The organism is Pseudomonas sp. TSO6 (assembly GCF_056098905.1).
This window is the reverse complement of the sequence record NZ_JBLZWV010000069.1, coordinates 39,690-59,286: the sequence shown is the minus strand read 5'-3', so window position 1 is coordinate 59,286 and position 19,597 is coordinate 39,690. Positions and strand designations below refer to the sequence as shown.

General features: G+C 63.6%; 17 protein-coding genes and 1 pseudogene. 16 read left to right on the top strand and 2 right to left on the bottom strand.

Annotation, left to right across the window (positions count from 1 at the left end; translation table 11 throughout):
- The first annotated feature begins 1 nt into the window (after position 1).
- Positions 2-1,036: a flagellar motor protein MotB gene (gene motB, locus ACN6NG_RS27180; RefSeq protein WP_474317115.1), complete on the top strand. Its 1,035-nt coding sequence runs from the start codon at positions 2-4 to the stop codon at positions 1,034-1,036.
- A gap of 173 nt (positions 1,037-1,209) precedes the next feature.
- Here the strand turns inward: motB and rsgA are convergent, their stop codons facing one another.
- A complete protein-coding gene (gene rsgA / locus ACN6NG_RS27175; protein ID WP_016501891.1) occupies positions 1,210-2,241 on the bottom strand; it encodes a small ribosomal subunit biogenesis GTPase RsgA in 1,032 nt (343 codons plus the stop codon).
- A 152-nt stretch (positions 2,242-2,393) separates the two neighbouring features.
- Between rsgA and orn the strand changes: the two genes are divergently transcribed.
- The gene (gene orn, locus ACN6NG_RS27170; protein WP_043198134.1) at positions 2,394-2,936 is read left to right on the top strand and encodes an oligoribonuclease; all 543 of its coding nucleotides are present in this window, start codon (positions 2,394-2,396) and stop codon (positions 2,934-2,936) included.
- 91 nt (positions 2,937-3,027) lie between these two features.
- Entirely contained in the window at positions 3,028-3,639 is a 612-nt protein-coding gene (locus ACN6NG_RS27165; protein ID WP_003249516.1) for a trimeric intracellular cation channel family protein, read from the top strand.
- Positions 3,640-3,837: 198 nt separating this feature from the next.
- Here the strand turns inward: ACN6NG_RS27165 and queG are convergent, their stop codons facing one another.
- On the bottom strand, positions 3,838-4,902 hold the full coding sequence (gene queG / locus ACN6NG_RS27160) for a tRNA epoxyqueuosine(34) reductase QueG (RefSeq protein WP_063423409.1): 1,065 nt from the start codon (positions 4,900-4,902) through the stop codon (positions 3,838-3,840).
- A 65-nt stretch (positions 4,903-4,967) separates the two neighbouring features.
- Between queG and ACN6NG_RS27155 the strand changes: the two genes are divergently transcribed.
- The 13 genes and pseudogenes from ACN6NG_RS27155 (at position 4,968) to ACN6NG_RS27095 (ending at position 19,486) form a co-directional block, all read left to right on the top strand.
- Positions 4,968-5,828, top strand: a complete 861-nt coding sequence (locus ACN6NG_RS27155; RefSeq protein WP_474317110.1) for an NAD(P)H-hydrate dehydratase — start codon at positions 4,968-4,970, stop codon at positions 5,826-5,828.
- Entirely contained in the window at positions 5,816-6,289 is a 474-nt protein-coding gene (gene tsaE, locus ACN6NG_RS27150; protein ID WP_016501886.1) for a tRNA (adenosine(37)-N6)-threonylcarbamoyltransferase complex ATPase subunit type 1 TsaE, read from the top strand. The genes ACN6NG_RS27155 and tsaE overlap by 13 nt, the downstream gene beginning before the upstream one ends.
- Before the next feature lie 11 nt (positions 6,290-6,300).
- Positions 6,301-7,731 (top strand): N-acetylmuramoyl-L-alanine amidase, encoded by a 1,431-nt coding sequence (locus ACN6NG_RS27145; protein ID WP_016501885.1) that lies wholly within the window; start codon positions 6,301-6,303, stop codon positions 7,729-7,731.
- Complete coding sequence (gene mutL / locus ACN6NG_RS27140) at positions 7,731-9,629, top strand: DNA mismatch repair endonuclease MutL (RefSeq protein ID WP_063423411.1); 1,899 nt, start codon at positions 7,731-7,733, stop codon at positions 9,627-9,629. The genes ACN6NG_RS27145 and mutL overlap by 1 nt, the downstream gene beginning before the upstream one ends.
- 1 nt (position 9,630) lies before the next feature.
- Positions 9,631-10,602, top strand: a complete 972-nt coding sequence (miaA, locus tag ACN6NG_RS27135; RefSeq protein ID WP_063423412.1) for a tRNA (adenosine(37)-N6)-dimethylallyltransferase MiaA — start codon at positions 9,631-9,633, stop codon at positions 10,600-10,602.
- Positions 10,603-10,696: 94 nt separating this feature from the next.
- Positions 10,697-10,957 (top strand): RNA chaperone Hfq, encoded by a 261-nt coding sequence (gene hfq, locus ACN6NG_RS27130; protein ID WP_016489445.1) that lies wholly within the window; start codon positions 10,697-10,699, stop codon positions 10,955-10,957.
- A gap of 12 nt (positions 10,958-10,969) precedes the next feature.
- Positions 10,970-12,271 carry a ribosome rescue GTPase HflX gene (gene hflX / locus ACN6NG_RS27125; protein ID WP_016501882.1) on the top strand — a complete coding sequence of 434 codons (1,302 nt, stop codon included), beginning with the start codon at positions 10,970-10,972 and terminating at the stop codon, positions 12,269-12,271.
- A gap of 96 nt (positions 12,272-12,367) precedes the next feature.
- Positions 12,368-13,549: an FtsH protease activity modulator HflK gene (gene hflK, locus ACN6NG_RS27120; RefSeq protein WP_016501881.1), complete on the top strand. Its 1,182-nt coding sequence runs from the start codon at positions 12,368-12,370 to the stop codon at positions 13,547-13,549.
- Positions 13,549-14,418, top strand: a complete 870-nt coding sequence (hflC, locus tag ACN6NG_RS27115; protein ID WP_012274454.1) for a protease modulator HflC — start codon at positions 13,549-13,551, stop codon at positions 14,416-14,418. Before hflK ends, hflC begins: the two co-directional genes overlap by 1 nt.
- 301 nt (positions 14,419-14,719) lie before the next feature.
- Entirely contained in the window at positions 14,720-15,907 is a 1,188-nt protein-coding gene (locus ACN6NG_RS27110) for an ATP phosphoribosyltransferase regulatory subunit (RefSeq protein WP_063423413.1), read from the top strand.
- A gap of 56 nt (positions 15,908-15,963) precedes the next feature.
- Positions 15,964-17,256 carry an adenylosuccinate synthase gene (locus ACN6NG_RS27105; protein WP_016489441.1) on the top strand — a complete coding sequence of 431 codons (1,293 nt, stop codon included), beginning with the start codon at positions 15,964-15,966 and terminating at the stop codon, positions 17,254-17,256.
- Between the two features lie 631 nt (positions 17,257-17,887).
- Positions 17,888-18,580 (top strand): annotated as a pseudogene (locus ACN6NG_RS27100) (methyl-accepting chemotaxis protein); the annotation flags it as partial.
- Positions 18,581-18,601: 21 nt separating this feature from the next.
- Positions 18,602-19,486 carry a methyl-accepting chemotaxis protein gene (locus ACN6NG_RS27095; RefSeq protein WP_370529844.1) on the top strand — a complete coding sequence of 295 codons (885 nt, stop codon included), beginning with the start codon at positions 18,602-18,604 and terminating at the stop codon, positions 19,484-19,486.
- Positions 19,487-19,597 lie beyond the last annotated feature (111 nt).

The window sequence follows — 19,597 nt, the reverse complement described above, 5'->3', positions numbered from 1 at the left end:
CATGGAAAACAATCAGCCCATCATCGTAAAGCGCGTCAAGCGCTTTGGCGGCGGCCACCACGGCGGCGCCTGGAAAATCGCGTTTGCCGACTTTGCTACGGCAATGATGGCGTTCTTCCTGGTGCTGTGGCTGATGTCCACGGCCACGCCGGAGCAGAAGATTGCCATTGCTGGCTACTTCAAGGACCCGATCGGCTTCTCGGAAAGCGGCACGCCTTATGTCATCGACCTGGGCGGCTCGCCTGAACTGGCGCCGGAGAAAACCATCAACCCGGAAGTGAAATCCGAGCCGATGCCCGAGAGCACGACCCAGCTGAGCAAGGACCAGGTCGAGACCATGGCCGAGCAGGTGGAGCGCGAGCGCCTGGAGTTGCTGCTGCAGGAACTGCAGAACAAGGTGGAAGAGAACCCGCAGCTGCAGAAGTTCAAGGACCAGATCCTGTTCGAAATTACCCAGGACGGGCTGCGCATCCAGATCATGGATGCCGAGAACCGGCCGATGTTCGACATCGGCAGTGCCCGCTTGCAGCCCTACTTTGAAGACATCCTGCTGGCCATGGCCGACACCATCAAGGCGGTGCCGAACAAGATCAGCATCAGCGGCCACACCGACGCCAAGCCGTATGCCGGCAGTGGTGGGTTCGGCAACTGGGAACTGTCGGCCAACCGTGCCAACGCGGCGCGCCGTGCGTTGGTGGCCGGTGGTTACCCGGACGGGCAGGTGGCGCGGGTGGTGGGTTACGCCTCGTCGTCGCTGTTCGACCGCAAGGACCCGTTCAACCCGGTCAACCGCCGTATCGATATCATCGTGCTGACCAAGAAGGCCCAGCGCAATATCGAGGGTGAGCAGGGGGCGCCGGAAGCGCCGGCCGCCGAGCCTGCTGCACCGCCGGCTAGCGGCCCTGTGCCGGGGGCTGCCGCACCGGAAGCCCCAGGGGTAACGGAGCAAGCACCGATGCAACCGCGTGAGCTGCGCCAGAAGCTGAACATCTTTGAAGATGGCACGCTGAAGATGGATGAGGCCAAGGAGCAGTAAACGGCTTTTTTGTGCGGGCGACTGTTCTACACAAAACCTGAACGCTGGCGCGATCACTGTGGGAGCGGGTTTACCCGCGAAGCATCCAGCGCGGTGGATGGCACCGGCGTTGCCGGTGTTCGCGGCTAAAGCCGCTCCCACAGGGGATCGCGGCAAATTTCATTTCAAGCGTTTCAGTAGCTGTCTTCGGTCAGGCTGGCGATGATCGAGCGGTAGCTGTTCATGCGTTGCGGCTTGATGCGCCCCTCGTCCAGTGCCTTGAGTAGCGCGCAGCCCGGTTCGCGGTCATGCTTGCAGTCGCGGAAGCGGCAGGTGCCGAACAGGTCGCGGAACTCGATGAAGCCATCTTCCACGTCGTCGCGGCTGACATGGCCGAGGCCGAACTCGCGGATGCCCGGCGAGTCGATCAGGTCGCCGCCGTTAGGGAAGTGGTACAGCCGCGCCGTGGTGGTGGTGTGAGTACCTTGGCCCGACCATTCCGACAGGTCGCCGACACGGGTGCCGGCATCTGGCAGCAGGCTGTTGACCAGCGACGACTTGCCCACCCCCGACTGGCCGACGAACACACTGATGTGGCCGTCGAGTTGCTGTTGCAGGCGCTGCATGCCGTCACCTTGGTGTGCCGATACTTCCAGCAGCGGGTAGCCCAGTTCACGGTAGACTTCCAGCAGCGCATGCAGGCCGGGGCCATTCTCGTCGTTGATCAGGTCGGCCTTGTTCAGCAGCAGCAGCGGGCGCAGGCCAGCGTGCTCGGCAGCTACCAGATAGCGGTCGATCAGGTTCGGGTGCGGCTCGGGAGCAGGGGCGAACACAATCACGATCAGGTCGACGTTGGCGGCCACCGGCTTGAGTTGACCGTGGTTGTTCGGCCGGCACAGCTCGGTGCTGCGCGGCATCTGCGCCACGATTACGCCGATGCCCTGGTTACCCGCACGCCACACGACACGGTCGCCAGTGACCAGCGCCGGCAAGTTGGCGCGCAAATGGCAGCGGAACACCTGGCCTGCGGTTTCGCCATCCTGGGCTTCAACTTCTACCTGCACGCCAAAGTGCGCGATCACCAGGCCCAGTTGCTCTGGCCCCAGGTCGCCGCCTTCCAGTTCCTGTAGCGCATGCTGCTCGCGTTTGGCGGCGCGAGCGGCGCGCTCGCCCTGGATTTTTTCGATCCGCCAGTTCTGGCGGCGATTGAGCTGGCGTTTGGCCATGAAGTTACCGTGTGAAAGGCCCGGGCAGGGCATTGAAAACGGCTGGCAGTTTAGCACGCCAGGCGCTGGACCATTGCGCTTACCTTCGAAGTGGTGAATGGGCGTGCTTTTGGCCACTAGGCTAATATGACGGCCTATATGAGGAGCCCTGCATGCAAAACCCACAGAACCTGATCTGGATCGACCTGGAAATGACCGGCCTGGATCCGGACAGCGATGTCATCATCGAGATGGCCACCATCGTTACCGACAGCGAGCTGAACACCCTGGCGGAAGGGCCGGTGATTGCCATCCACCACAGTGACGAAGTGCTGGCGCGCATGGACGAATGGAACACCCGCACCCACGGTGCTTCGGGCCTGACCCAGCGCGTGCGCGAGAGCAAGGTCAGCATGGCTGAAGCCGAGGCGCAGACCATCGCCTTCCTCGAGCAGTGGGTGCCGAAAGGCAAGTCGCCAATCTGCGGCAACAGCATCTGCCAGGACCGCCGCTTCCTCTATCGCCACATGCGCAATCTGGAAAACTACTTCCACTACCGCAACCTGGATGTCTCCACCCTGAAAGAGCTGGCCGCGCGCTGGGCGCCAGACGTGCGTGACAGCTTCAAGAAGGGCAACACCCACCTGGCGCTGGACGATATCCGCGAATCGATCGCCGAACTGCGCCACTACCGCGAGCATTTCATCAAGGTGTGAGCCGAAAAGGCGCAGATATTGTATCTGCGCCCCCTTTTGGTGCCCTGGGCAACTGGTTAGACTGCGCGCCTTTCTCGCACGGACCCGCGCCATGTTGTTGATGCTCTACCTCATCGCTATCACCGCCGAAGCCATGACCGGCGCGTTGTCTGCCGGGCGCCGCGGCATGGACTGGTTTGGCGTGGTGCTGATCGCCTGCGTCACCGCGCTGGGTGGCGGCTCGGTGCGCGACGTGCTGCTCGGGCATTACCCGCTGACCTGGGTGAAGCACCCGGAGTACCTGGTGCTGACCAGCTTTGCGGCGTTGCTGACCATTTTCATTGCGCCGATGATGCGCCGCCTGCGCTCGCTGTTCCTGGTGCTCGATGCCCTGGGGCTGGTGGCCTTTACCCTGATCGGCTGCATGACCGCGCTGGAGATGGGGCAGGGCATGCTGGTGGCGTCGATCAGTGGGGTGATCACTGGGGTATTTGGCGGGATCTTGCGGGATATCTTCTGCAACGATATTCCACTGGTTTTCCGCCGTGAGCTGTATGCCAGCGTGTCGTTTGCGGCGGCATGGTTCTACCTGGGGTGCGTGTATTTCAAGGTGCCGGCAGAGCAGGCGATGCTGCTGACCTTGTTTGGCGGGTTCCTGGTGCGGTTGCTGGCGATCCGCTTCCACTGGGAAATGCCCAAGTTCCACTACAACGACCAGCAGTGACACATGGGGCTGCTTTGCAGCCCATCGCCGGCAAGCCAGCTCCCACAGGAACTGCACATGGCTTGAGGCCGATACGGTCGAGGTGGGTGGGAGCCCATCGCCGGCAAGCCAGCTCCCACAGGAACTGCGCATGGCTTGAGGCCGATACGGTCGGTGTGGGAGCTGGCTTGCCGGCGATGGGCCGCAAAGCGGCCCCCGTTATTGAATGCCGTGTCGGGCCAATGCCCACTCCACATGCTCGCGCACCAGTTCTGATTCATCCTCGCGCCGGGCCTTCAGCGCCTCGATCACAGGAATGGTGGAAGGCGCATTGCCCAACCCCACCGCCAGGTTGCGCAAGAACCGCTCATACCCCGCCCGCCGCAACGGCCCGCCCTCGGTCTTGCGCAGGAAGGTGCGCTCATCCCACAGGAACATCTGCGCCAACTCGGCATTCTCCAGCCCATGCCGCGGCTGGAAGTCCTGTTCCTGGGTGTGCTTGGCAAAGCGGTTCCATGGGCAGACGATCTGGCAGTCATCGCAACCGAACACCCGGTTACCCATCATTGAGCGCAACTCGACAGGGATCGCGCCCTTCAGCTCGATGGTCAGGTACGAGATGCAACGCCGCGCATCCAGCACATAGGGCCCGACAAACGCCTGGGTCGGGCAGATGTCCAGGCAGGCCTGGCAGCGCCCGCAATGTTCGCTGGTCGTCGCGTCGTCCACCGGCAACGGCAGGTCGACAAACAGCTCGGCAAGAAAGAAGTAACTGCCCGCCTTGCGGTTGAGCAATAAGGTGTTCTTGCCGATCCAGCCCAGCCCGGCCTGTTCGGCCAGGGCCTTCTCCAGCACAGGGGCACTGTCGACGAATGCGCGGTAGCCGAACGGGCCAATGGCTTCCTGGATGCGGTCGGCCAGGAACTGCACGCGCTTGCGCACCAGCTTGTGGTAGTCCCGGCCCAGCGCATAGCGCGATATGTAGGCCTTTTCCGGCTGTGCCAGGCGCTGCGCCATCTGTGTGTCGCCGGGCAGGTAGTCCATGCGCAGCGACACCACACGCACCGTGCCGGGAATGAGTTGGTCGGGGTGCGCGCGCTTGCTGCCGTGCGCACCCAGGTACTCCATCTCGCCCTGGTAGCCGGCATCGAGCCAGCGCTGCAGGTGGTGTTCGTGTTCGCCAAGGTCGACCCCGGCGATGCCGACATGGGCAAAACCGAGTTCCTGGCCCCAAATCTTGATCGATTGGGCCAGTTGGGCGAGGTCAGGTGTGCAGCTGGACATGGATGGGCAAGGCAATACGGGCTCAGGTGCGTATAATTCTGCCAGACATTGGAGCCTTTGACCCCATGCTGCAGACCAAACACCCCAGCCATGCCCCGCAACAGCTCAGCAGCATGACCGTCGCGCACCTGCCGGCGCGGCCCGTGCATGCCCATAAAGGTGACTTCGGCCATGTGCTGGTGGTCGGTGGCGACCTGGGCACAGGCGGCGCTGTGCTGTTGAGCGCTGAAGCCGCCCTGCGCTGCGGCGCCGGGCTGGTCAGCGTGGCGACGCGCCCTGAGCATGTGAGCGCGAGCCTGGCGCGTCTGCCCGAAACCATGTGCCTGGGCGTCAGCTCGGCCAACCAGTTGATGGGCGTGCTGGAGCGCACCTCGGTGCTGGTGGTGGGCCCGGGGTTGGGGCAGGCGGCGTGGGGGCGTAGCCTGCTGTCGGCAGTGGCCAACGCCGAACAGCCGCAGGTGTGGGACGCCGATGCCCTGAATTTGCTGGCGCGTACCCCTCTGGCCCTGCCCAGTGGCAGCATCCTCACCCCGCATCCGGGGGAGGCGGCGCGGCTGCTGGGTATTTCCACCGAAGCGGTACAGGCCGACCGCCAGGGCGCTGCGCGCAAGCTCGCGCGCCGTTACAACAGCGTTTGCGTGCTCAAGGGCGCCGGCACCCTGGTGGCCGACCCGGCCGGGCAACTGATGCTGTGCGAACGAGGCCACCCGGCCATGGCGGGCGCCGGGTTTGGCGATGTGCTGACCGGTGTGCTGGCGGCGTTGTTGGCCCAAGGGCTGGATGCCTGGCAGGCCGCTGGCCTGGGGGTGTGGTTGCATGCCTGTGCAGGCGAGCGGCTGGGTGTAAAAGGTAGAGGCCTGGCGGCCAGTGATCTGGCGCCGGTCATTCGTGAGTTACTGGAGGAGCATTCTGCGTGTCTGGCATAACCCTGTTTCTGGCCGATGAAGACGCCACGGTCAAGTTTGGCGCAGCACTGGCCGAGGTGACCGGCGGTCGCGGCGTGATCTTTCTCGAGGGCGACCTGGGTGCGGGCAAGACTACGCTTTCCCGAGGGCTGATCCGTGGCCTGGGCCATACAGGTGCAGTGAAAAGCCCGACCTTCACCGTGGTTGAACCCTACGAAATCGGTGAGGTGCGAGCCTTCCATTTCGACCTGTATCGCCTGGTCGATCCGGAGGAGTTGGAGTTCATGGGTATTCGTGACTATTTCGAGGGCGACCCGCTGTGCCTGTTCGAGTGGCCACAAAAGGGTGCGGGCGTTTTGCCAAAGCCTGACCTGACCATTACCATAAGCCCCCAAGCGGGCGGACGCTCGCTGATCCTTTCGCCGCAGGGGGCTCGCGGCGAGGCTTGGTGCATGGCACTGGCCAAACACTATAAACAGTAAGTGGGGTAGGTATGCGCATACGCGCACTGGTCGCCATCGTTGGGCTGCTGCTGACAACGGTGACCGTTGAGGCTCTGGCCGTCACTCAAGTCAAGAGCGTGCGCCTGTGGCGCGCGCCAGACAACACGCGGCTGGTCTTCGACCTGTCTGGCCCCGTGCAGCACAGCGTCTTCACCTTGAGCGCGCCTGATCGCCTGGTTATCGACATCAATGGCGCAACCCTGGCCGCGCCATTGAAGGTGGCCACCTCCAACACGCCGATCAGCAGCGTGCGTTCGGCCCAGCGCACCCCGACCGACCTGCGGGTGGTGGTCGACCTGAAAAAGTCGGTCACCCCGAAAAGCTTCACGCTGGCACCGAATGCGCAATACGGCAATCGCCTGGTGGTCGACCTGTACGACCAGGAAGCGGATGCCATTGCGGCCAGCGCGCCACCGCCGGCCCCGGCGCCGGTACAGACGCCGGCGACCACGCCAGCGGTGCCGGTGTCCCCGGCGCAACCGGCGATCAAGTTGCCGCCGGTACCGAGCGGCAAGCGTGAAATCGTGGTGGCCATCGACGCCGGCCACGGTGGCGAAGACCCGGGTGCCTCCGGTTCGCGCGGCCAGCATGAAAAGGACATCGTGCTGCAGATTGCCAAAGAGCTGCAGCGCCAGATCAACAGCGAAAGGGGCTTCCGTGCCGAGCTGACACGTACGGGCGACTACTTCATTCCACTGCGCAAACGCACGGAAATCGCCCGCAAGAAGGGGGCTGACCTGTTCATCTCGATCCACGCCGACGCCGCACCGTCGCGGGCTGCCTTTGGCGCATCGGTGTTCGCACTGTCTGATCGCGGCGCCACCTCCGAGACCGCGCGCTGGCTGGCCGACACGGAAAACCGTTCTGACCTGATCGGCGGTGCCGGTAACGTCAGCCTCGATGACAAAGACCGTATGCTGGCCGGCGTGCTGCTGGACCTGTCGATGACCGCCACGCTCAGCTCCAGCCTCAACGTGGGGCAGAAAGTGCTGGGCAACATGGGCCGTGTCACTTCGCTGCACAAACAGCGTGTGGAACAGGCCGGCTTCATGGTGCTGAAGTCGCCGGACATCCCGTCGATCCTCGTTGAAACCGGGTTCATCTCGAACAACAACGAAGCCGCCAAGCTGGCCACCGCCAGCCATCAGCAGGCCTTGGCCCGTTCGATCCATACCGGTGTGCGCCAGTACTTCCAGCAGAACCCGCCGCCGGGTACCTACATTGCCTGGCTGCGCGACACCGGCAAGATTGCCGCCGGCCCACGTGAGCACACGGTGCGCCCAGGCGAAACCCTGGCGATGCTCGCCGTGCGCTACCAGGTCAGCGTGGCCAGCTTGCGCAGCACCAACAGCCTCAAGACCGATGAGCTGAAGGTCGGCCAGCGCCTTGATGTACCCGCTACAACCTTGGCCGCGCAATAATGAGTGGGGGTTCGCGCATTGAGCTGCTCAGCCCGCGATTGGCTAACCAGATCGCCGCCGGCGAGGTCGTCGAGCGGCCGGCCTCCGTGGCCAAGGAGTTGCTGGAAAACAGTCTGGACTCCGGTGCCCGGCGCATTGACGTGGAAGTGGAACAGGGCGGCATCAAGCTGCTGAAAGTGCGGGACGACGGCAGTGGTATTTCTGCTGACGATCTGCCTTTGGCCCTGGCGCGTCACGCCACCAGCAAGATCCGCGAGCTGGAAGACCTTGAAGGCGTGATGAGCCTGGGCTTCCGGGGCGAGGCGCTGGCTTCGATCAGCTCGGTGGCGCGCTTGACCATGACGTCACGCACTGCCAGTGCCAGCGAAGCCTGGCAGGTGGAAACCGAAGGCCGTGACATGACCCCGCGGGTGCAGCCAGCGGCGCATCCGGTGGGCACCTCGGTGGAAGTGCGCGACCTGTTCTTCAATACCCCGGCCCGGCGCAAGTTCCTCAAGGCCGAGAAAACCGAATTCGATCACCTGCAGGAAGTCATCCGCCGGCTGGCGCTGGCGCGTTTCGATGTCGGCTTTCACCTGCGTCATAACGGCAAGAGCATCCTCAGCCTGCACGAGGCCCATGATGAAACCGCTCGGGCGCGGCGGGTGGGCGCCATCTGCGGCCCGGGCTTCATGGAGCAGGCGCTGCCGATTGACGTCGAACGCAACGGCCTGCGCCTGTGGGGCTGGGTTGGCTTGCCGACCTTCTCGCGCAGCCAGGCAGACCTGCAGTACTTCTTCGTCAATGGCCGTGCGGTGCGCGACAAGCTGGTCGCCCACGCTGTGCGCCAGGCCTACCGTGACGTGCTGTTCAATGGCCGGCACCCGACATTCGTGCTGTTCCTGGAGCTGGAGCCCAACGGCGTTGACGTCAATGTGCACCCGACCAAGCACGAAGTGCGCTTCCGCGAGGGGCGCTCGGTGCACGATTTCCTGTATGGCACGCTGCACCGCGCGCTGGCTGATGTGCGCCCGGAAGACCACTTGGCCGCGCCTGCCGCAGTACCTGAGATGGTCCGCCCTACTGGCCAGCAGGCTGGTGAATTCGGCCCGCAGGGCGAAATGCGCCTGGCCTCGCCAGTGCTTGAACGGCCCCAGGCGCCGCAGCACGCGATTTCCAATGGCGGCAGTGGCGCCGGTTACCAGTATCAATACACCCCGCGCCCCTCGCAGCCCGTGCCGGCCGCCGAGGCGCAGGCGGTGTATCGCGAGTTCTACAAACCGCTGGAAGACGGAGCGGCACCGGTAACCACGCTGCCCGAAAGCCAGGGTGACATTCCCCCGCTGGGCTACGCACTGGCGCAGCTCAAGGGCATCTACATCCTGGCCGAGAACGCCGTTGGCCTGGTGCTGGTGGACATGCACGCTGCCCATGAGCGCATCATGTACGAGCGCCTCAAGGTGGCCATGGCCAGTGAAGGCCTTAGCGGCCAGCCGCTGCTGGTGCCCGAAACCCTGGCCCTGAGCCAGCGTGAAGCGGATTGCGCCGAAGAGCATGCGCAGTGGTTCCAGCGCCTGGGCTTCGAACTGCAGCGCCTGGGCCCCGAGACCTTGGCGATTCGCCAGATTCCGGCCTTGCTCAAGCAGGCCGAGGCCAACCGCCTTGTTCAGGATGTGCTCGCCGACCTGATGGAGTACGGCACCAGCGACCGTATCCAGGCGCACCTCAACGAACTGCTCGGCACCATGGCCTGCCACGGCGCCGTGCGTGCCAACCGGCGCCTGGCAATCCCCGAAATGAATGCCCTGCTGCGCGACATGGAAAACACCGAACGCAGTGGCCAGTGCAACCATGGCCGTCCCACCTGGACCCAGATGGGCCTGGACGATCTGGACAAACTTTTCCTGCGCGGTCGATAAAATGAGCGGCAAGCCCCCTGCAATATTCCTGATGGGCCCGACGGCGGCCGGCAAGACCGACCTGGCTATCGAACTGACCAAAGTGCTGCCGTGCGAGCTGATCAGCGTTGACTCGGCGCTGGTCTATCGGGGCATGGATATTGGTTCGGCCAAGCCGTCGAAAGAAATTCTCGCCGCCCACCCGCACCGGTTGATCGACATCCGTGACCCGGCCGAGACCTATTCGGCCGCGCAATTTCGCGCCGATGCCCTGGAAGCCATGGCCGACATCACCGCGCGCGGGAAGATCCCGCTGCTGGTGGGCGGCACCATGCTCTATTACAAGGCGTTGATCGATGGCCTGGCCGACATGCCTGCAGCTGACGCCGCGGTGCGAGCCGACCTTGAAGCCCAGGCCGAGGCGCTGGGGCTGGCCGAGCTGCACCGCCAGTTGGCCGAGATCGACCCGGAATCGGCGGCGCGCATCCACCCCAACGACCCGCAACGCTTGATTCGCGCGCTGGAGGTGTACCGCGTGAGCGGCGAGAGCATGACGGCTCATCGCCAGCGTCAATTCGCGGAAAGTCGCGGCGCAGACGCAGGCGCTGGCGGACATTTGCCCTATACTGTCGCGAGTTTAGCGATTGCTCCTACAGATCGTCACATTTTGCATCAGCGAATTGCGTTACGATTTTCGCAGATGCTGGAACAGGGCTTCATTGACGAGGTCCGATCGCTGCGAGCCAGAAGTGACTTGCACACCGGGCTGCCGTCTATACGGGCTGTGGGGTATCGGCAGGTCTGGGATTACCTGGATGGCACGCTGACTGAGAATGAGATGCGAGAACGCGGTATCATTGCGACCCGGCAGCTGGCCAAGCGGCAGTTCACCTGGTTGCGTGGCTGGCCTGATGTGCACTGGCTTGACAGCATGGCCTGCGACAATCTGTCCCGCACCTTGAAATACCTTGGGGCCATCTCCATATTGAGCTGAGTCCCTGCTGATTGCCGTCTATTCTTGCGACTGGGCGGCCTAATTTATCGATTTTCTTGATTTTCTATTATTTATCCTTACAGGAGTGCGGCATATGTCAAAAGGGCATTCGCTACAAGACCCTTACTTGAACACCTTGAGAAAAGAAAAGGTTCCGGTATCGATCTATCTGGTCAACGGCATCAAACTGCAGGGCTCGATCGAATCGTTCGACCAGTTCGTGGTACTGCTGAAGAACACCGTCAGCCAAATGGTTTACAAACACGCCATTTCGACCGTGGTGCCTGCCCGTCCGGTTCGCCTGCCAAGCCCGTCCGATTCCGACCTCGGCGACAGCGAGCCAGGCAACGCCTGATAGGAGCCTGCATTGTTCTTTGAGCGCCACGGTGGTGGTGAGCGGGCGTTGCTCGTTCACTTGGAAGGTCAGAACCCTGAGGCGCGCGAAGATCCGCAGGAGTTTCGGGAGCTGGCACTGTCGGCCGGGGCGGATATCGTCTCGCTGGTGACCGTGACACGGCATCAGCCAACGGCCAAATACCTGATTGGCAGCGGCAAGGTCGAGGAATTGCACGACCTGGTCCATGCCGAACAGGTAGACCTTGTGATTTTCAATCACACCCTCACGCCCAGTCAGGAGCGCAACCTTGAACGTGTGTTCGAGTGCCGTGTGCTCGATCGGACCGGGCTGATCCTCGATATTTTCGCCCAACGGGCGCGTACCCATGAAGGCAAGCTGCAGGTCGAACTGGCCCAGCTTGATCACATGAGCACGCGGCTGGTGCGCGGCTGGACCCACCTTGAGCGACAAAAAGGGGGTATCGGCCTGCGTGGCCCGGGTGAAACCCAGCTCGAAACCGACCGCCGCCTGTTGCGGGTGCGCATTCGCCAGATCAAGTCACGCCTGGAGAAGGTACGCAGCCAGCGTGAGCAGGCGCGTCGCGGGCGCAAGCGCGCGGATATCCCTTCAGTGTCGCTGGTGGGTTACACCAACGCCGGCAAGTCCACGCTGTTCAACGCCCTGACCGAATCCGAGGTGTACGCCGCGGATCAACTGTTCGCCACCCTCGACCCGACCCTGCGCCGGCTCGAGCTCAACGACCTGGGGCCGATCGTGCTGGCCGACACCGTGGGCTTCATTCGCCACCTGCCGCACAAGCTGGTCGAGGCATTTCGGGCTACGCTCGAAGAGTCGAGCAACTCCGACCTGCTGCTGCACGTGATCGACGCCCATGAGCCAGAGCGCATGGAACAGATCGAGCAGGTGCTGGCCGTGTTGGGCGAGATTGGCGCTGAAGGCTTGCCCATCCTCGAGGTGTATAACAAACTCGACCTGCTCGAAGATGTCGAGCCGCAGATCCAGCGCAATGCCGATGGCAAGCCGGAACGGGTCTGGGTATCGGCACGCGATGGGCGTGGTCTGGAGCTGGTTGGCCAGGCGATTGCCGAGTTGCTGGGGGATGATCTGTTTGTCGGTACCCTGTGTCTGGAGCAGCGTTTTGCCCGCTTGCGCGCGCAATTCTTTGCTCTGGGGGCCGTGCAGAGTGAAGAGCATGATGAAGAAGGGCGCAGCCTGCTGAGCGTGCGACTGCCCATGGTCGAATTGAATCGCCTGGTCAGCCGCGAAGGCATGGAGCCGCAAGTGTTTGTCGAGCAACACACTTTGCAATAAATGCTCGTCGAGGTCGCCGGGCAGCAGTGACAGGCATTCTGTAGCATTGGACGGCGCGCCGTGGGCGCGTCTTTGCTTTATCAGATGGAGAGCGCTATGGCTTGGAACGAGCCGGGTGGCAACTCGAACAATCAGGATCCCTGGGGCGGCCGCCGTGGTGGCGGTGGCGGTGGTGGTGACAAGAAAGGTCCGCCGGATCTGGACGAGGCCTTCCGCAAACTGCAGGACAGCCTGAACGGCATGTTCGGCGGTAACAAGAAACGTGGCGGCGGTGACCGCAATGTCGGCAAGGGCGGTGGCCTGGGCCTGCTGGGCATCGGCCTGGCGGTGCTGGCTGCCATCTGGCTGTACAGTGCCGTGTACGTGGTCGACGAGCAGGAGCAGGCTGTGGTGCTGCGCTTCGGCAAGTACCATGAGACGGTCGGTCCCGGCCTGAACATCTACTTCCCGCCGATTGATCGCAAGTACATGGAAAACGTCACGCGTGAGCGTGCCTATACCAAACAGGGCCAGATGCTGACCGAAGACGAGAACATCGTCGAGGTGCCGCTGACCGTCCAGTACAAGATCAGCAACCTGCAGGACTTCGTGCTTAACGTCGACCAGCCTGAGGTAAGCCTGCAGCACGCGACCGACAGTGCCCTGCGCCACGTGGTGGGTTCCACCTCGATGGACCAGGTACTGACCGAAGGCCGTGAGCAGATGGCCGTGGATATCCGCGAACGCCTGCAGCGCTTCCTCGACAACTACCGTACCGGTATCACCGTTACCCAGGTCAACGTACAGAGCGCGGCAGCCCCGCGTGAAGTGCAGGAAGCCTTCGACGACGTGATCCGTGCCCGCGAAGACGAGCAGCGTGCCCGCAACCAGGCCGAGTCCTACGCCAATGGCGTGGTGCCGGAAGCCCGTGGTCAGGCCCAGCGCATCATCGAGGACGCCAACGGTTACCGCGACGAAGTCATCGCCCGGGCCAAGGGTGAGGCCGACCGCTTTACCAAGCTGGTCACCGAGTACCACAAGGCACCTGACGTGACCCGTCAGCGTCTGTACCTGGAGACCATGCAAGAGGTCTACAGCAATTCGAGCAAGGTCATGGTGGCGACCAAGGATGGGCAGAACAACCTGCTCTACCTGCCACTGGACAAGATGGTCGAAGGCAGCCGCAACCCGTCCACGCCAACCACCAGCGTGTCGCCATCGGTCAACGATGCGGCCGCCCGTGCGGCGCAGGACCTGCAACAGCAACAGCAGCCGCTGCGTACTAGGGAGAGCCGCTGATGAGCAATAGATCGCTGATCGCCCTGATCGCCGCCGTCGTTCTGGCCATCGTGGCCTGGAACAGCTTCTATATCGTGTCCCAGACAGAGCGTGCGGTACTGCTGCGCTTCGGTAAGGTGGTCCAGGCGGACGTTCAGCCCGGCCTGCACGTGAAGATTCCGTACGTGAACCAGGTGCGCAAGTTCGACGCCCGCCTCATGACCCTCGACGCCCCGACCCAGCGGTTCCTGACCCTGGAGAAGAAAGCGGTGATGGTCGACGCCTACGCCAAGTGGCGCGTCAAGGATGCCGAGCGCTTCTACACCGCCACGTCCGGCATGAAGCAGATCGCCGACGAGCGTCTGTCGCGTCGTCTGGAGAGCGGCCTGCGCGACCAGTTCGGTAAACGTACCCTGCACGAGGTGGTTTCCGGTGAACGTGACGCACTGATGGCTGACATCACTGCATCGCTGAACCGCATGGCCAACAAGGAGCTGGGCATCGAGGTGGTCGACGTGCGCGTCAAGGCCATCGACCTGCCGAAGGAAGTCAACCGCAGTGTGTTCGACCGTATGAGCACCGAGCGTGAGCGTGAAGCTCGCGAGCACCGTGCCAAGGGTAACGAGCTGGCTGAAGGTATTCGTGCCGATGCTGACCGCCAGCGCCGTGTGCTGCTGGCCGAGGCCTACCGCGAAGCAGAAGAAACCCGTGGTGACGGCGACGCCCAGGCGGCTGCCATCTATGCCAAGGCCTACAGCCAGGACGCTGATTTCTATGCGTTCCACCGTAGCCTGCAGGCATACCGCGAGAGCTTCTCGAGCAAGAGCGACGTGCTGGTCCTGGACCCGAAGAACGAGTTCTTCCGTTACCTGGACAAGAGCAAGCCGTGATGCTCAGGCCCTGATTTTCATGCAGCGGCGCCCCGCCTGGCAGCTAAAACACCAGGCGGGGTGCATCCTGAATGAAAAGGGGTGTATGATGAGGCAGCCGGGAAATTTCCCGGCTTTTTTGCGTCTGAAAGGTTGATTGGCAGAGCGCCAGTTGACGGTTTGGTCAGCTCGCAAGGCAATTCGAGGGTATCGGGTACGGTGGCTGCGCTGGGATCAGTGCTGCCCGCTGCTGTGCGCGATACCGGCTTTACTGACGGCTCGCCTGCTGGCAAGCCGCCCGGACCAGAGGGGAAAAGGCGTAATGGCAACGGTAGACCGCTGGCTGCTGCCAGATGGCATCGAGGAAGTACTGCCACCTGAGGCTGCGCGCATCGAGATCGCGCGCCGTCAGGTGTTGGACCTGTTCCAGAGTTGGGGCTACGAGCTGGTCGTCACCCCGCATATCGAGTACCTGGAGTCGCTGCTCACCGGCGCCGGCCAGGACCTGGATCAGCGTACCTTCAAGGTAGTGGACCCGCAGTCCGGCCGCCTGATGGGCTTCCGCGCCGACTTCACCCCGCAGGTGGCGCGTATCGACGCCCACACCCTGCGCCGTGAAGGCCCGAGCCGCCTGTGCTACGCCGGCAGCGTGCTGCACGCCCAGCCGCGTGCGCTGTCCACCTCGCGCAGCCCGATCCAGCTGGGTGCCGAGCTGTATGGCGATGCCAGCCCGACCAGCGACGTGGAAGTCATCAGTCTGATGCTGGCCACGCTGCAACTGGCCGATGTGCCGGACGTACACATGGACCTTGGCCACGTCGGTATCTACCGCGGCCTGGCCCGTGCTGCCGGCCTGTCCGGTGCGGTCGAGCAGCAGCTGTTCGACGCCCTGCAGCGCAAGGCCGTCGATGAGGTGCAGGCGCTGACCGCCGACCTGCCGAAGGACCTGGGCAGCATGCTGCGCGCACTGGTCGAGCTGTGCGGTGGCCGTGAAGTGCTGGCCGAAGCCCGGGTGCGCCTGGGCCGTGCTCCGGCCGGCGTGCTGGCGGCGCTGGACGACCTGCTGTCGATCGCCGATCGCCTGGCGTCGCGCTTCCCGGACCTCCCACTGTACTTCGACCTCGGCGAGCTGCGCGGCTACAACTATCACACCGGCGTGGTGTTCGCCGTGTTCGTACCGGGTGAGGGTCAATCGATCGCCCAGGGCGGGCGCTACGACGACATCGGCGCCGACTTTGGCCGGGCACGCCCGGCCACCGGTTTCTCCACGGATTTGAAGACCCTGGTCACACTGGGGCGAGCGGAGGTCGTATTGCCAACGGGCGGCATCTGGATGCCGGACAGTGGCGACGCGGCCCTCTGGCAGCAAGTCTGCCAGTTGCGCAACGAGGGCCAGCGTGTGGTCCAGGCCCTGCCTGGCCAGCCGTTGAGTGCTGCTCTCGAGGCGGATTGTGATCGGCAATTGATTCAGCAAGACGGGCGCTGGCAGGTTCTGCCGCTGGCCCAGTGAGTTTCTGCGTCGGCAACAGGCCGGCAACCAAGTTTGCGTGAATGAGGACCAATGTAATGGGTAAGAATGTCGTCGTCCTGGGCACCCAGTGGGGTGATGAGGGCAAAGGCAAGATCGTCGATCTGCTGACCGAACATGCTGCCGCCGTAGTGCGCTACCAGGGGGGCCACAACGCGGGTCACACCCTGGTGATCAACGGTGAAAAGACCGTTCTGCACCTGATTCCGTCCGGCATCCTGCGTGAAGGCGTACAGTGCCTGATCGGCAACGGCGTGGTCGTTGCCCCGGACGCCCTGATGCGCGAAATCACCAAGCTGGAAGAGAAGGGCGTACCGGTGCGCGAGCGCCTGCGCATCTCCCCGGCTGCGCCGCTGATCCTGTCGTACCACGTGGCCCTGGACCAGGCCCGCGAAAAAGCCCGTGGCGAAGCCAAGATCGGCACCACCGGCCGTGGTATCGGCCCAGCTTACGAAGACAAGGTCGCGCGCCGCGGCCTGCGCGTGGGCGACCTGTTCCACCGCGAGCGTTTCGCTGCCAAGCTGGGTGAGCTGCTGGACTACCACAACTTCCAGCTGGTGAACTACTACAAAGAGCCGGCCATCGACTTCCAGCAAACCCTGGACGAGTGCATGGCCTACGCTGAACAGCTCAAGCCGATGATGCTCGACGTCACCGCCGAGCTGCACAACCTGCGTCGCGCCGGCAAGGACATCATGTTCGAAGGTGCCCAGGGCTCGCTGCTGGACATCGACCACGGTACCTACCCGTACGTCACCAGCTCCAACACCACCGCTGGCGGTATTTCCACCGGTTCCGGCGTTGGCCCGATGTACCTGGACTACATCCTGGGTATCACCAAGGCCTACACCACTCGCGTGGGTTCCGGTCCGTTCCCGACCGAGCTGTTCGACGAGACCGGCGCTACCCTGGCCAAGCGTGGCCACGAGTTCGGCTCCACCACTGGCCGTGCCCGTCGTTGCGGCTGGTTCGATGCCGTCATCCTGCGTCGCGCCATCGACGTCAACAGCATCTCGGGCATCTGCCTGACCAAGCTGGACGTGCTGGACGGCCTGGAAACCATCAACATCTGCGTTGGCTACAAGAACGAGAACGGTGCTGTCATCGACGCGCCTTCCGATGCCGACAGCTACATCGGCCTGGAGCCGGTGTACGAAGAGATGCCAGGCTGGAGCGAGTCGACCCTGGGTGCAAAAACCCTGGAAGAGCTGCCGCAAGCTGCGCGTGACTACATCAAGCGCATCGAAGAGCTGGTCGGCGCGCCGATCGACATCATTTCGACCGGCCCGGACCGCAACGAGACCATCGTGCTGCGTCACCCGTTCGCCTGATCCGCCCTCCAGGCTGATCTGACGCCGTGGCCCTGAAAAGGGCCGCGGCGTTTTCATTTGTGGGTATGCCTGCATTGGCCCTATCGCCGGCAAGCCAGCTCCCACAGCATCTTCATAGATCTCGAGATGTGTGAAGCTCCTTTGGGAGCTGGCTTGCCGGCGATAGGGCCGGTGCAGGCAACCCCCTTGCTGAACCTTGGCGCATATCCCTGCTGCCTCCGGCACAACCCTTGCTGTAAGAAGTTTCTGAAGATGCCATCAAAATAGTGGCGCCAGAAAACACGAGGGTTACACCGTGTCTGCCATCCTCTCACTGTTACGAAGCCGCCTTTTGCGGCCTGTGTTTGTTGCCCTTGGTATCGCTCTTTTGGTGCAGGTGCTGGTTGCAGTTGCGCTTACCCGAAGCACGGTCACCGCCCTGGAGGCCGACCTTGGCGAACGCCTGGGTAACGACAGCCGCCAGCTGGCCAATGACCTGGAGCAAGCCGGGCAAGATGTGCGCTCGGGCCTCGACGGCCTGTCCAGCAGCACCCGCCAGCGCCTGAGCGCCGGGTTGTCGGAGCGCCTGCAAAGCGAACAGCAGCAACTGCGCAGCACCTTGGAAAAGAACCTGAAGGACTCCGCCAACGACATGGCCGAGCTGCTGGCTTCGGTTGCCCCGCGGGCGATCTGGGACAACGATGTGCCAGTGCTCTCCGACTTTGCCCGGCGTGCCCAGCGCAACCCCAACGTGTTGTTCGTGGTTTATGACGATGCACAGGGCCAGCACCTGACCCGTTACCTGAACCGGCAAAACCCGATCAACCAGGCGTTGATGGACAAGGGCCAGGGCGAGCGTGCGCTGGACAAGGTGATCAATGCAGCCCGACACGACCCGGCGGTGTACTTTGTCGAAGCTTCGATCAATCCCAATGGCGCAGAAATCGGCAAGGTGGTGATGGGGGTTTCCACGGCGGGCATCGACCAGGAGCTCAAGGCCCTGGACCAGCGCTTCGCGGCGCTGATTGCCAGCGGTGAGCAACTGGTTGGCGACAGCCTGGTGGGTGCCGCAGCCGACAGCGGCAAAACCCTCCGTCAGCGCCTGGAGAAGGCGCAAGGCAGTGCTGCAGCGATGCAGGCCAATACCGCACAGACTGTGCGCGAGGCCGCTGCCGAACTGCGCTGGCGCATTGGCCTGGGCCTGGTGCTGGTCGGTCTGGGTGTGCTGCTGGTGGTGGCCGTGGTGCTTGGCCGCCGAGTGCTGAGCAAGCTGCGCCTGCTGATTGCTGCCCTGGACGACCTGGCGGCGGGCGAAGGCGACCTGACCAAGCGCGTGCCGCTCGACAGCCGCGACGAAATTGGCGACATGGCTTCGGCGGTGAACCGCTTTGTCGACAAGCTGCAACCGATCGTGCGTGAGGCGGGCGAGGTGGCGCAGCGTACCGGTGTCGAGATTGGCGCGATGGCCCAGCGCAACGCCGGCGCGGATGCTGCTGCCGCATTGCAACGCGATGAAGTGGCAGCCAGCCTGCGCGACCTTTCGAGCATGGCAGACGAAGCCCAGGCCGAAAGCCATGCGATGCAGGCGGCCTTGAAGCAGGTGGTGGATATCCGCCAGGCCACCGACGAAAACAGCCGTTCCTCGACGCAACTGGCGAGCCTGATCGAGAACCTTGCCGGGCAGGTCGAAACGGGCTCCCAGGTTATCGAGCGCCTGGCCAAGCAGAGTGAGCAGATCGAAGTGGTGCTGACGGTGATCCACGGCATTGCCGAGCAGACCAACCTGCTGGCGCTGAACGCGGCCATCGAAGCCGCTCGGGCGGGTGAGACCGGGCGCGGGTTTGCCGTGGTGGCCGATGAGGTGCGAGCGCTGGCGAGCAAGACGCAGAGCTCCACGGGGGATATCCAGTCGCACATCGCGGCGCTGCAGAAGGGCGCCAAGGAAGCCGTGGCGACCATCAGCCAGGCCGGGCTCAAGGCCAGCGAAGGGCTGCTGGTACTGCGTGATAACGAGCGCCGGCAGCAGTCGGTGCAGGCGGCGGTGGAGCAGGTGCATGCGGCCATTGGCCTGGCCACCCGCGCAGCTGAGCAGCAGGCGAGCGGGGCGCAGGCCGTGCGGGGGCGGGTGGAGACTATCCATGCCCAGGCTGAGCGCTCGGCCGAAGTGGTGATGCAGACCACGGCCAGCAGCAAGGTGCTGGATGACCTGGCCGCGCAGCTACGGGCAAGCCTTGGCCAATTCCGCGCCTGACGCGGTCCCTGTAGGAGCGGCCTTGCGTCGCGATGGGCTGCACAGCAGCCCCAGGATATCGGCATTAATGCAGATAATGCCGGGGCTGCTGCGCAGCCCATCGCGACGCAA